This is a genomic window from Acidicapsa ligni (assembly GCF_025685655.1).
Classification (GTDB): domain Bacteria; phylum Acidobacteriota; class Terriglobia; order Terriglobales; family Acidobacteriaceae; genus Acidicapsa; species Acidicapsa ligni.
This window is the reverse complement of sequence record NZ_JAGSYG010000006.1, coordinates 32,076-45,667: the sequence shown is the minus strand read 5'-3', so window position 1 is coordinate 45,667 and position 13,592 is coordinate 32,076. Positions and strand designations below refer to the sequence as shown.

The following is a 13,592-nucleotide window of genomic DNA, read 5'->3' as shown; positions in this document are numbered from 1 at the left end:
CTTTTCCTGTATCGTTCTCGCGGAGGATCAAGGCATGTTTGCAGGTAGACTCGCTGGGAAGGCCATGCCACTGGCCGTAGTAATGTTGACGCTCGGAATGGTGGCCCACGCCGATTCCCTGGTGGTGAAAACGCAGGACGGCAAGGTACACGGCAAGACGATCAACAGCGGCGCAGTTCGCGCCTTTCAAGGAATTCCATACGCCGCGCCGCCCGTAGGCGACCTGCGCTGGAAGGCTCCGCAGCCCGCAAAAGCATGGAAGGGTGAGCTCGACGCAACGAAGTACGGTCATCACTGTGCGCAAGGCCGAGTCTTCGACGACATGATTTTCCAGGATGCAGGTCAGTCTGAGGATTGCCTCACGCTGAATGTCTACACACCCGCCAGCGAGAAGAGCAAGACCAAACTACCCGTGATGTTCTGGATTCACGGCGGCGGCTACTCCGGTGGCGGCAGCTCTGAGCCTCGCCATAACGGAGACTTCCTGCCGACCAAAGACGTAATCCTGGTGACGATCAACTATCGTCTCGGTGTCTTTGGATTCCTCGCGCTGCCTGAGCTGGCAGCAGAGCAGGGTGGTTCAAGCGGAAACTACGGCCTCATGGATATGGTCGCTGCTCTTGGCTGGGTCAAGAACAACATCTCTTCCTTCGGCGGCGACCCGAACAACGTGACCATCTTCGGCGAGTCGGCTGGATCGTTTGCCGTAAGCACCTTGATGGCTGCTCCCTCCGCACAAGGCTTGTTTCACAAGGCCATCGGCGAGAGTGGAGGCGCGCTTGCATCTGGTGGTATGACAATGGAAACGCTTGCCGTCCGCGGTCCGAAAGAAGACGAGTGGATGAAGAGTGCAGGTGCAAATTCTCTCGCCGAGTTACGCGCCATGCCTATGGATAAAATCCTTGAAGCAGCCGGAAAAAAAGGCACGATCGGCTTTTCTCCCGTGCTCGACGGCAAGTTTCTAAGCGAACCGGTCCTCGACATTTACACCAAGGGCAACCAGGCCAAAGTACCGCTTCTCGCTGGATTCAACCGGGATGAAGGCTCGTTCCTTTCGACCGGTATGACTGCCGATAAGTGGAAGGTCATGGGCAGCCAGCGCTTTCCGGATAACATCACCCAGTTTTTCAAACTCTATCCCGGAACGACGGATACAGAAGCCCTGCGGTCAGCCTCAGACTTCGGCGGCGATCAGTTCATCGCTTACGGAACCTGGAAGTGGATCGAGATCGATCGACGCACGGGCGACAAGGACATCTATCGCTACAAGCTCGATCTGGCATCTCCGCCAAGCAAATTTCATCCCGGCTCGTTTGCGTTTCATTCCGATGATATCGAGTATGTTTTTGGCACGCTCGATACGCGCCCCGGCGCAGTATGGCGGGATGAGGATCGCAAGCTGAGTGACCAGATGATGAGCTACTGGACCAACTTCGCAAAGAAGGGCGATCCGAACGGAACCGACTCCAAGGGCGAGCCGCTGCCGACCTGGCCGAAGTATGGTGAAGGTGATCCGGTGTTACACCTGGATAGCCCGATCACTTCACGCCCCGACGAGAATCGTGCACGGTACGAGTTCTGGCTGGATACGGAAAAGAAGTAGCCACGCAAGCAACATCATTGCAGGATCTCCAACGCGAATTGGCCCACAACGAATCTTCGTTGTGGGCCAATTCACGTTGGATTTCAAACAAGCAATGTTACCCAATCATCTTGCAACAAAGATGCTACTTGGCAGCGGGAACAGGTCCGCCTTCCGGCTTCACGCCAGTATGCTTCCACTTGATCAGTTCTTCCAGTGCAACCGCCGTCTCAGGTCCGGAGATGTGGCAGTGTCCATCCGCTTTGACATACTGCTGTACGAAGTTGCGGCTGCTGCCCGCGCGCTGCACAGTGTCCGCATAAAGGGCCACTGTTTCCGCGGGAATGATCGGATCGTATGTCGTGTGAACTGCCAGCATCGGCTTCAGCAGAACACCGGTGGGCGTGTACCAGGTCTTGAGGTAGGCGAGAGCCGCTTCCGATGCGGTATAGCGCTTCACCCCATCATTCAGAGCATTATCGTCGGGGCCGCCAGCGTAGATGAAGTTGTGATTGTCCAGAGCCGACGCACCAATGCGCTGTTCAATCTCGCGCTGCACCCAGGTGCCAAAGACAACCCCGGAGGCAAGGTCCAGATCCGTCTTGTAATGACCAAGCGCCATCATTTCAGCGTGGCCCTTTGGGCTGCTGGGCAGAGCCTTGAGCACTGTTGCAACAAGATCTTCGTCGAGCGAGGCAGATGCGGGAATATTGACGGGCCCGGGCAGTAAACCAGGGTAGTAGAAGTCAAATGCAGCGAGCATCGCGCCACCGCGTCCAAGCGCCCATGTTGTAGGCTGCAGCAGGCCGCAGAGTGCGAGCGCTCCATCATAGCGATTGGGGTAGCTCTCAATCGTGGCCGCAGTGAGCAGCCCGCCCATGGAGTGGCCAGTGACGTACGTCTCTTTTGGCTGTCCATACTGGGCGATTGTGTATTGCCTCAATGCTTCCGTTTCAGGCAGAGCGCGTTCCAGTGCCCAGCCCACCTGCGAATAACCGGATTGCGCTACAGCGAAACCCGCAGCGGCAAAGCCGGTACCGATCGGATCTGGCTGATCCTTATCGAAATGCGCCGGATGCTCAGCGTATCCGTGATAGTAGACGAGCAGGATGCCGTTCCATTTGGCCGGCATGTCGATCCGGTAAGGAGCGCCATCGAGAGTGCCTGTCTCGACTTTGACTGCGGGCGTCTGAGAGTGCGCGAATGGGGCGAAGGTCGCGGCCAGGAAAGCAACGGAGAGAGCTAGTTTCACAGATTGGAACCTCAAAGACATCCTAGCCGAAATATGTACGAGCCAGCGTGAATTATGCGATCCCATAGAGGAGTCATAAGGATCGTAAATTATCTTCTATTTGCATACTTGTTTGCTCTAGGTGTAGAGTAAATGGCTATGCGGGATTCCAGTAGACGCGACCTTTTTCCAGGCGCCCTTGAGTTGATGGTCTTACGCTCTTTGGAGCTTGAATCGCTGCATGGTTATGCCCTGGCCATGCGTATACAGCAACGTTCGCGTGACCTGCTTCAGGTTGAAGAGGGCTCGCTTTATCCAGCCCTGCAGCGATTGCTTAAAGGCGGGCTTCTCGAAGCGAGGTGGGAGATTTCGGCCACCAACCGCCGCGTCCGTACCTACTCCCTTACCCGCAAGGGCCGCAAGCATCTTGCCCATGAAACGGCCCGGTTCGACCAGATGATTGAAGGCATTCGTTCCGTACTGTCGCCATTGCCCGACCCTGATCCTCAATCCTAGGCTTCACAGGAGAGTGCTATGCTCTGGCTCCGTCGCCTCTTGTTTCGTGACCGGCTTCACGCAGAACTGGAAGAAGAGATTCAGCAGCACCTCAGCGAGCGAACTGAGGCCCTCATCGATTCGGGCCTGACGCCGGAGGATGCGGCCCGCAAGGCTCGCCGGGCCATTGGCAATATTACGCTTGCGACCGAACACAGCGTCGAGGTCTGGCGATGGCATTGGCTCGACTCGCTGTGGGCCGATTTTCGTCTCGCCGCTTATCAACTCATCAAGTCGCCGGGCTATAGCCTTACCGCTATCCTGACGTTGGCGATTGGCATCGGTGCGAATGCAGCCATCTTCACTCTGGTCGATGACGCCATGCTTCGCTCGCTTCCCGTTCAACGCCCTGCTGAACTGGTGAAGATCGGTTACAAGAGCCAGGCGACGCCCCGCACACAGGGCTTTATGTCCCTGCGTGTCATGGCATATTTGCAGCAACACACCAGCAGCGTTTCCGACATCAGCGGTTGGTCAGAAAGTATGCTTTTTGTTCCTGACGATCGCGGTACGCTACGCTCCATTCCAGGCAATCTCGTCACAGGCAATGCCCTGTCGACATTGGGGCTCAAGCCATATCTTGGCCGGTTGCTAACTACGGCTGACAATGTGCCGGGAGGCCCCGAAGGCGGATGGCCGGTCGTTCTCGACTATGGTTTCTGGCTCGCCAACTATCACGGAGATCCCGACGTTGTCGGCAAGCATATTCGCATCTCCGGGCAATCGGCGATCATCGTGGGCGTGCTGCCTGCAAGTTTTGGCGGCATCTTTGTCGGCGACGCCGAGAAGGTCTACATGCCCATGTATTTCTTCTCCAAGCTTGCCTCGAAGCCGTCAGAAGATCCCTATACCAATCTGGATAATTTCTGGGTTCTCACAATCGGTCGCCTGCGGCCAGGAGTATCTTTAGCTGCGCTTAATACAGAGCTTGCCGCGGCCAGTCCCGCCGTTCTGCATACGCTGGTGCCGCCTGCGATGCTTATGCGGCCTGATTTACGTGGAGCCTCTTTAGCAAGTGAGTCGGCTTCGCGTGGTTTCTCTGCGATTGCGCGGGATTACAGTCAGACTCTGCTACTGCTTCAGGGAATTGTCTCTCTCGTTCTATTGCTCTGCTGCGTGAATCTTGCAGGATTGCAGCTTGCACGCGTGCAGGCGCGGCAGCATGAGTTTGCCATTCGCGCAGCGCTGGGAGCAGGCCGCTTTCGTATCCTGCAGCAGTGCCTCGTTGAATCGCTGCTACTCGCCACAATCGGATCGATCATTGCAGCGGCACTGGCCTGGATAAGCACGAGTGCCATAGCTGCCTTTCTCACTCCAGCCGGATCAGGCGAAGCTACGCTGCTGCGGCCTGACGCGCGCGTTCTGCTCTTTACGACTGCACTCGCAGTCATTGCAGCACTGCTCTTCGGCCTGGTGCCTGCCTTCCTTGCAGGCCGCACTGCGCCAGCCGCGCTGCTGAAAGCTAAAGCAACCAATCAGCGCGTGAATAAGCTGCGCCAGCGTCTCTTCCTCCCTGCTCAATTTGCATTGGCCCTGGTATTGGTTTTTGCAGCAGGACTGTTCACGAGAACGCTGGTGCGCCTGCGTGGCAACAACTCTGGATTCAACCCAACGCATGTCACCGAGGTCTGCGCACAATTTCAATCGCTCAAGAAAACTCCAACCGAGGTCGCCGCTCTCTATCGTGCCATGACGGAAGATTTGCGTACCAGGCCCGGCATTCAATCGGCCTCCTACACATGGGTGACGCCGCTTACGGGATACGCGCCCAAGGTTGTTGCGCACACGACAGCGCATCCCCAGGAAGATCATTCCATTACCTTCAATGAAGTAGGCGATGGCTATTTCTCAACCATCGGCACTCATGTTCTGCAAGGCCGTGAGTTTACGCAGGAAGATCGTGATCGAACCAACTGCGTACTCAATCAGGCAACGGTTCGCATTCTATTTCCCAACGGTGCTGCAATCGGAGACACACTTAAGGCCACCTACAGCGGCGATGAGGACAATCCCTGGGTCGCGACCTGTCGCGTTGTCGGCCTGGTTGAAGATGCACGCTATGCCAGCCTGCGTGAGCCTGCTCCGCCGACAGTGTATTTTCCCGCCGGTGCGGAGGCGCTGGCCAGGGGCGGTTATTCGAATAATTTTGTCTTCTTTCTTCGCAGCCAGACTGGCGCGGAAGCAAGCACGGCGTATCGCGCAACCCTCGCGCTGTTTGCACCAGATACGGGCTACTCCGTATTCCTTCCGCTAAGCGAGCAGGTAGATCAGTCGCTTGGAAGCGAGAGGTTGATTGCAACTCTGAGCAGTGCCTTTGCGGGCGTGGCCTTGCTGCTGAGCGCTATCGGACTTTTCGGAGTGCTCGCATTACGAGTGCAGCAGCGTACCCCGGAGTTCGGCATACGCATTGCCGTTGGAGCTTCACGCGAACACCTGGTGGGACTGGTTCTGCGCGAGGCCATGATCATGGTCGGAGTAGGCGCTGTGATCGGCATCGTCTTCGCGATGTTTGGCAGCCATTTTGTTCAGCACTTTTTGTATGAAGCTCCGCCGATTGACTTCAGTGTTGTAGGCGCGGCTACGATTGTGCTTCTGGTTGTTGCGCTCATAGCCGCGATGCTGCCCGCTATTCGCGCCGCATGGCTTGAGCCGACGCGCGCTCTTCGCAATGAATAAAAGCCTGAATATAAAAAAAGCCCAGATGTAAAAGCCCGGATGCGAATAGCATCCGGGCTTTGCTTTACTGCTTTAGTCCATCCGCAATGCCTGCACAGGATTAATGGACGCAGCGCGCCGGGCAGGAATGATTCCAGCAATACATGCAGCTACAGCCAGAGTCACAATCGAGGCAGTCATGACACTGCTGTCCGCGCTGGTGATTTCATAGAGCTGCGTTTTTACGAAGCGCACGCTGAGCAATGCTATTGGGACGCCTATCGCCAATCCGAGCGCAGTTTGAATAATCGCGCCGCGCATCACCATCGCAATAACACTGCTGCGTTCCGCTCCGAGTGCCATTCGGATGCCTATCTCCGGAGTCCTTCGCACCACGCTGTATGCGGTTACGCCGTAGAGCCCAATCGTCGCCAGTAGCAGCGCCAGCGCACCGAATAGAGTAGTCAGCCGCGCGATCATGCGTTCTTCTGTAAATCGATCGGAGATCTGCTCATCGAATGTCTGGAACTTGACGACTGTCAGGTTGGGATTGATAGCTGCAAGCGTTTTGCGCGTCAGTGTTTCCATATCACTCATTGGCCGCGCAGTCTGGAGTACGATTGCGCCGGCGTAGAGTGACATATCGTTATCGATCGGATCTTTGTCACTCGCGTATCGCTGCATGATCGGTACGAAAAACATACTGTGATTTTTCCAGCGAACATCGGTATAGGCTGTGTCCTCCACTACTCCTACGACCTGGAAGTCGCCGGGTGAAGATTGCGAACCAATTCGCTGCCCGATTGGATTTCGGCCTTTGAAAAACTCTTTCACAAAGGATTGATTGACCACGGTCACCGGGGGAGAAGTGAATGTGTCTTCCACGCCAATGCTACGGCCCATTACGACTCGCGTTCCCACTGAGTCGAAGTACTCTCCATTGGCCTTGATAAACGAAGCGGAGCCCTGTATCTCCGGGTGCCCTTGTACGCCGATACCGTTAGACCAGTTGTCATCCTCCATCGGGGTATAGTTCGAGATGCCGACTTTCATCACGCCTGGAATGGCATGGAACCGCTCTTCCATCGTCCGGTAGAGTGCCTCCAACTGCGTTTGCGAATACCCGGCAGCCTGCGGATTGATGTGAACCATATACCGATTCTTTGAATCAAGCTTCAAGTCCATGCTCTGCAACTTGTTCAGATTTTGCGAAAACAATCCCGCGCCCACCAGCAGTATCAGAGAAAGCGCAGCCTGCAGGATCACCAGAGTACGTTGCAGCAGGGAAGCGCCGGTGGCCGTGGTTCGAGAACCGCTTCGCAGTGCATCGGCAGGCTTGGCTTGCGCTGCAATCCAGGCCGGGGCCACACCAAACAGGATGCCCGTTACGAGCGAGACAGCAAAGGCGAACCCGACCACTTCGAGCGAAGGGCCCGCATGGATGGGCACATTTTGTTCGCCGGGAAAGGCAAGCATCAGCAGCATGTGCGTGCCTGCATAAGCCACTCCCAACCCTGCCAGACCGCCCATGACTGCCAACAGAATGCTCTCCGTCAGTAGCTGGCTGATAATCCTTCCACGCGTTGCTCCAAGGGCTGTGCGCACAGACATCTCCGCCCGTCGCCCCATGCCGCGCACCAGCAGCAGGTTTGCGATATTCGCACAGGCGATCAGCAGAACCAACCCCGCGATCCACATCAGCAGATGCAGGTGAGAGGAGTAATCCTCCTTCATGGTCTCGATGCCTGCTCCGCCTGGCGTCAGCACTACGTGTACCCGCGGCAGATTCTTCTTGCCCTCTCCTGCTGAAAACGCCTTCTGCTCAGAGAATGCCTGCCGAACGATTGCACTCACCTTCTCCTGCAGAGGGCCAAGCGCTACACCCGGCTTGACTCGCCCGACCATGTAAAGCCAATTGGTAGCCGGATCATGCACATAAGGAGCATTTGCCAGTACCGCCATCGTTTCGATCGGCAGATAATAGTCCGGCGGGGTGCTCGTCAGCCGGTCGCCGTAGAATCCGCGTGGCGCGATGCCTACAATTGTCACGGCCTTGGTGTTCACCCAGAAGGTGCTGCCGATCACCGCAGCATTGCCAGCAAATTCATGCTGCCAGGTCTCGTAGCTCATCACCGCCGTGGCCGGTGCGCCCTTTGCGTTATCCGCGTCCGTAAACAATCGTCCCGCCTGCGGACTGAGCCCGAATGTCCGAAAATAATTACCCGACACGAACTCGCCCATCACCGACCGCGCCTCGGTCTGAGCGCCATCCCGTCGCGCAATGATTGGTCGATACGTAAAACCGGCCTGCATGGCAGCCAGTTCTTCAAACTCCGGTACGTTCTTCCTCACCCGCTCGTAGGTTTCGGTCGAGAAGCTCGCGTAGTCACCGTTGTCCCTGGGGGTATTGGAACCGACGCAGCAATCATGGCCATCGTCGCCAAGATGCACCAGCGTTCTGGGGTCGGCTACCGGCAGGTTCCTCAGCAATACTGAGTTCACAAGCGTGAAAATAGCAGCATTGGCTCCGATGCCCAGTGCCAGGGTCAAAAGCACCGTGATCGTAAATCCCGGCGTTTTACGCAACTGGCGTAGCGCATAACGTAGATCCTGAATCAATCTTGTCATCGTCATCTCCCTGGAACGTGGCCGAACCTGAAATTTGGGCTGAGGTCGCCTGAGCGCTGAGTCGCCTGAGCGAGACAGCGGGCAATTCTCTAACAAAGGAACAGCACGTTATTCTCCAAAGCCGAGAGACGTTCTTTTCTTATTTATCTATGACATAGCGAATAGCGAAAGTGCACGAGTGTCCGTCTGCGATTTTTGCCGTCCGGAAGCGGACACAGCCAGAAGAGGGCAGACGAAGAGGCCAGACATGGATCAGATCACGCGATCCAGTCGATTTCCCGCGTTTCATCTCGCAGAAACGAAATCCCCGAATGACAAAGGTCATTCGGGGGATGGATCGAAAGCGATTGAATCGGAAGTCTAGTGGCTGACGCCGGAACCGGCTACAAACCCCTGGGTCGCGGCAGCAGGTAGATTTGTCGGGATGTTCAAAGTATTGAAGCTCACTCCGCTACCGGCATTGATGGCGCTGGAGTGATCAGGACCGAGGCCCAGCTTGATCAGGGCGCGCGAATCGGGAGTCAATTTCGTCTGCCAGCCTTGATCCGCTTGAAACTTGAGCATAGCTGCCTGGGTCTGGTTGTCCCAGTGGCTGCTCGGTTCTCCGGTCAGATAATGTTCACGGATAAGCGCCTGCTGGATCGAAGCAACTCTCTCAGAATCAATAACTTGCTGCCCGTGGAGCTGATGCGATTTGGGGATCGATGTGGAGACATGGCGCCGATGCGCGTGGCCGCTGGTTGGCGCGCGGTGAACCCGTGAAGCCAATGCGGGAGTGATCGCGATTCCAGCAGCGAGAAAAAACGCGAAACCTGAACGAAATATCACGCGGATAAAGACCTCTTGAGATAAATGTCGGGCGCTCTCTGCATAGTCTATGGCACCCGTTGCCGATGCACAAGCAAAACCGTAAAGAACTCGCAATGATTAGCGTACAAAAAAAAGGGTACAAACGATGTTCTGTTTTGTACCCTTTTTTGCACAATACCCTTTTGCGTTACCCGCCGTATCCCTACGGCGGGGCGTATCGGTTTACGGCAGAGTTCCGCCGACAACGTTGATACCGTCTCCCGGCCGTTTGGGATTCATGATCTCGAAGACCACATCCTGCCCTGGCTTGAGGGCATCGACAACCGCATCGAACTGCGCCTTGGTTCCTGTGGCCTGCTTGTTGATACGGGTGATAACCAGGCCAGGCTCAAGTCCCTGCTGGTCGGCGAAGCTGCTCGGCCGCACGCTCTGGATGACCATGCCGCCGGTGCCGAGTTTGGTTGCCGTTGCCGGGGTTATCTCCCGGGCGACGATGCCAAGCTTGCCCTCTGAGGTTTCGCCCTTGTCAGGAGTGGGAACCTCGTCATTGTTGGCCTGCTCCGTGAAGACCTTGTCGCGGTCGCCGATAATCACAGTCGTATCGATCTGCTTGCCGTCGCGAACGTAGCCGATGCGAACCGAGCTGCCGGGGTGACGGCTGGCAATCTCGGCCACCAGATCGTTGCCGTCCTTGATGGGGCGGCCGTCGATCATAACAATAATGTCGCGCGTCTTGATGCCGGCCTTCTCCGCCGGACCACCAGGAGAAACGCTCTGAACGAGCACGCCGTTCTTGAAGCCGTAAACGCGACCGATGGCGCTGGACAGGCCTTCTTTGAACGAGATGCCGATGCTGCCGCGAGTTACCTTGTGGCTGGGCGAGATGAGGTCGTTGTAAACCTGCACGACCGTGTTGGACGGCATGGCAAAGCCAATGCCCTGGTAGCCCGAAGACTGCGTAAAGATAGCAGTATTCACGCCAATGACTTCACTGTTCATATTCAACAGCGGTCCGCCGGAGTTGCCGGGATTGATAGCTGCATCCGTCTGGATGAAGTGCTGGAATTGTCCGCTCGCACCCGGCTCGATGGTGCGATTTTTGGCGGAGATAATTCCCGCAGTGACTGTCTGCGAGAGCGAAAACGGGCTGCCAATCGCGATGACCCAATCGCCCACGGCGGTAGTATCGCTGTTGCCCAGCTTGACGGTGGGCAATGGCTTGTCGGTTTCGATTTTGATGACGGCCAGATCGGTCGCCTTGTCAACGCCGATAACCCGCGCCTTGCGTCCCAGGTCGGTCGTATCCGGGTCTGTCGAAAGCTTGACGTAGATCTCGTCGGCCTTTTCGACTACGTGGTTGTTGGTGATGATGTAGCCCTTGGGGTCGACAATGAAGCCGGAGCCGAGGGAGTCGCGCTCAGCGCCCTGGTCATCCTGACCGTCGGGCATCTGTCCACCGAAGAAACGGTTGAAGAAATCCTGAAAATTGCCCTGGCCGCCCTGCCCTGGGTTTTGTGGCTGTCCCTGTCCCGGTCCCTGTGCCTGGCCATCGCCCTGATCGTCCTGGTCATCCTGATCCTGCGGGTCCTGGGGTACGGGCACATTGCGGCCGCCGTGCGGATTCAGCCGACGAGTCTTGGCTGCGTCCTTGGGGAGAGTACGCGTGTTGATATTCACCACTGCCGGGCCGACCTGCTTGGCTATCTGCGCAAACGCGTTGGGAGCAACGGTTGAATTGGGAATCTTGAGCGGAGTTGCATCCGAGCTATCGCTCTTGTTTTCCTGCCCGTGGACGCCATGCGCCGTATAAGAGCCAACCAGAATGGCGGCTGAAAGGGTCGCAAGAACTGCAAATGTTGACATAAGACGGCGGGAACGCAGCCGGTCAAAAAATGGCGGTAAAGATCGCATACGTCGTTCAACCTCGGGTTCTGTCATCTGCCCCAAACGATTCGGGGGTGGTGTGGTTGAGAAGCTCATATCTGACCGGAAAGAATATTTCCAGGCCATTCCCTAGTATAGCCAGTGCCGGTACTGCGCGGACATAGAAGGCCGCTTATACATAGACGCAATTCAGGGGCGTGGAGATCGCAATTTACTTAAACTCCAGATTTGACCGTGCTACTATCTGGAATGTTTTGCGCTCATTACGCCTCCGTACGCACCGTTTCTGCTTTTGGCATCGCTTCTCCTTTGATTAGATTGCCGATCCGCGGTCTGTTGATTCCTGCTTTCATCATGGCTGTGTCTGTTATGGCTGTGTCCATTGCGGCGACGCCACTCGTCCTTGGCGCGCAAACCGCCCCCGCACCGACCGCGCCACAAGGTTCGATGCGAGATCGAGTCATGGCGCAAATTATGGGAGACGGAAAGAACGCCTGGACTCCTGAGCAATTGGATACGATGGCTAAATTACGGGATGCGGCTGTCTCCGATCCGTATGCGCTGACGGAACTGCGGCATCTGACCGATAACATCGGTCCTCGCATCAGCGGATCGCCCCAGGCGCAGCAGGCAGTGGAGTATGTTGCAGCGGAGATGCGTAAGCTGGGCGCCGAAGTCACGCTCGAAAAAACATCCGTTCCGCACTGGGTGCGCGGCGTAGAGACGGCCGAGCTTGTGACCTGGAGCGGGCAGGCTCCGGGAACAAAGCAAAAGGTCGTTTTGACTGCGCTCGGTGGTAGTGTCGCGACCGCTCCCGAAGGCCTGACCGCAGACGTGATCGTGGTAAACAACTGGCAGGAGCTGAAGGCTCTGCCGCCCAACGCAGCCAGGGGCAAGATCGTGCTGTTCAATGAAAAGTTTGACAAGCAGTTAGCAGCCCAGGGCGGAGGCTTGTATGCCTACGGAGATGCAGTACAGTACCGGGCCGCAGCGCCGGTTGCCGGCGCATCTGTTGGCGCGGCCGCTGTATTGGTGCGTTCCGTCGGTGGGGCGGACTATCGCATTCCGCATACAGGAATGACGATGTATGCGCCTGGAGTCGCGAAGATTCCAGCCGCAGCAGTTACCGCCGAGGACGCGGACCTGCTGGCCAACCTGACCAGCCAGGGCGCGGTGAAACTGCACCTCACTCTGACTCCGCAGACCCTGCCCGATGCACCCAGCTACAACGTGATTGCGGACTGGAAAGGAACGGAGCATCCCGAACAGGTGGTGGTTGTTTCAGGTCACCTGGACTCATGGGATCTGGCGACCGGCGCAATCGATGATGGAGCGGGTGTCGTCGTCTCAATGCAGGCGATTCATCTGCTGTCGAAGCTGGGGATTCATCCTCGGCGAACTGTCCGGTTCATCGCTTGGATGGCCGAGGAAGAGGGTTCGCAGGGCGCAGTAACTTACATGGAGGAGTTCGGCAAGGATGCGGCGAACCACATCGGTGCGATCGAGTCAGATCTAGGCGCGGGGCATCCGGATGGCGTGATGTATGCAGGCAAGCCCGAGTTGGGAACATGGCTGCAGCCGGTAGCTCAGGCGCTTGCGCCCATCGGTGGAGAGACGCTCCGTTCTTCTCCTGAAACAGGCGAGGATATCGCCGGGCTGACGGAAAAAGGCGTACCAAGCTTCGCCCCTTCGCAGGATACGCGCTTCTACTTCAACTACCACCACACCCCGGCGGACACATTTGACAAGGTAGATCCACGCGAACTGGGTGAGAACGCCGCAGTGATGACTGTCCTGGCATACGCACTGGCAGATTCCAAAGAGACCGCACCAAGGTAGCCAAAAGCCGAACGATAACTGGAAGCCTGAACATAAACTGAAAGCAGAACGGAGCCAATCTCTGTTCCTGTCTCTGCTGTTGCCCTTGCCTTTCTGTCTGTGATTCCCGAAGGGAATCTGCTTCTGCCCTGGCTTTTGCACTCGCTGTTGCCTTTGCCCTTGCCTTTGCCTCTGCCCTTGCCTTTCTGTCTGTCATTCCCGCAGGGAATCTGCTTCTGCCTTTCCCCAAAGCAGAATCAGACCAAATATCACATTTTCGCTATACCCCATTCAGAGCCACAAAACCAAGGCACAGAGGCTTCAAACTCCCCGCAAACCCAGCTAAGAGAAAACAAACGATATCCAACAAATCCGCTGGACATAAGCCGAGACACACGCACGCCTCAAAATGTTCTACGTAGAACATTT

General features: G+C 56.6%; 8 protein-coding genes. 4 read left to right on the top strand and 4 right to left on the bottom strand.

Annotation, left to right across the window (positions count from 1 at the left end; translation table 11 throughout):
• Positions 1-34 precede the first annotated feature (34 nt).
• Positions 35-1,603 carry a carboxylesterase/lipase family protein gene (locus tag OHL19_RS18490; protein ID WP_263359308.1) on the top strand — a complete coding sequence of 523 codons (1,569 nt, stop codon included), beginning with the start codon at positions 35-37 and terminating at the stop codon, positions 1,601-1,603.
• Positions 1,604-1,727: 124 nt separating this feature from the next.
• Here the strand turns inward: OHL19_RS18490 and OHL19_RS18485 are convergent, their stop codons facing one another.
• Positions 1,728-2,834, bottom strand: a complete 1,107-nt coding sequence (locus OHL19_RS18485; protein ID WP_263359307.1) for an alpha/beta fold hydrolase — start codon at positions 2,832-2,834, stop codon at positions 1,728-1,730.
• A gap of 138 nt (positions 2,835-2,972) precedes the next feature.
• Between OHL19_RS18485 and OHL19_RS18480 the strand changes: the two genes are divergently transcribed.
• A complete protein-coding gene (locus tag OHL19_RS18480; protein WP_263359306.1) occupies positions 2,973-3,329 on the top strand; it encodes a PadR family transcriptional regulator in 357 nt (118 codons plus the stop codon).
• Positions 3,330-3,347: 18 nt separating this feature from the next.
• Entirely contained in the window at positions 3,348-6,044 is a 2,697-nt protein-coding gene (locus tag OHL19_RS18475) for an ADOP family duplicated permease (protein ID WP_263359305.1), read from the top strand.
• Positions 6,045-6,116: 72 nt separating this feature from the next.
• Here OHL19_RS18475 and OHL19_RS18470 read toward each other — a convergent pair whose 3' ends face one another.
• The 3 genes from OHL19_RS18470 to OHL19_RS18460 all read right to left on the bottom strand — a co-directional run bounded on the left by OHL19_RS18470 (position 6,117) and on the right by OHL19_RS18460 (position 11,324).
• Complete coding sequence (locus OHL19_RS18470) at positions 6,117-8,651, bottom strand: ABC transporter permease (RefSeq protein WP_263359304.1); 2,535 nt, start codon at positions 8,649-8,651, stop codon at positions 6,117-6,119.
• A gap of 360 nt (positions 8,652-9,011) precedes the next feature.
• Entirely contained in the window at positions 9,012-9,479 is a 468-nt protein-coding gene (locus OHL19_RS18465) for a peptidoglycan-binding domain-containing protein (RefSeq protein ID WP_263359303.1), read from the bottom strand.
• Positions 9,480-9,683: 204 nt separating this feature from the next.
• The gene (locus tag OHL19_RS18460) at positions 9,684-11,324 is read right to left on the bottom strand and encodes a trypsin-like peptidase domain-containing protein (protein ID WP_263359302.1); all 1,641 of its coding nucleotides are present in this window, start codon (positions 11,322-11,324) and stop codon (positions 9,684-9,686) included.
• Between the two features lie 375 nt (positions 11,325-11,699).
• On the opposite strand from OHL19_RS18460, the gene OHL19_RS18455 reads away from it, so the two are divergent.
• Positions 11,700-13,184 (top strand): M20/M25/M40 family metallo-hydrolase, encoded by a 1,485-nt coding sequence (locus OHL19_RS18455; protein WP_263359301.1) that lies wholly within the window; start codon positions 11,700-11,702, stop codon positions 13,182-13,184.
• The last annotated feature ends 408 nt before the right edge of the window (positions 13,185-13,592 follow it).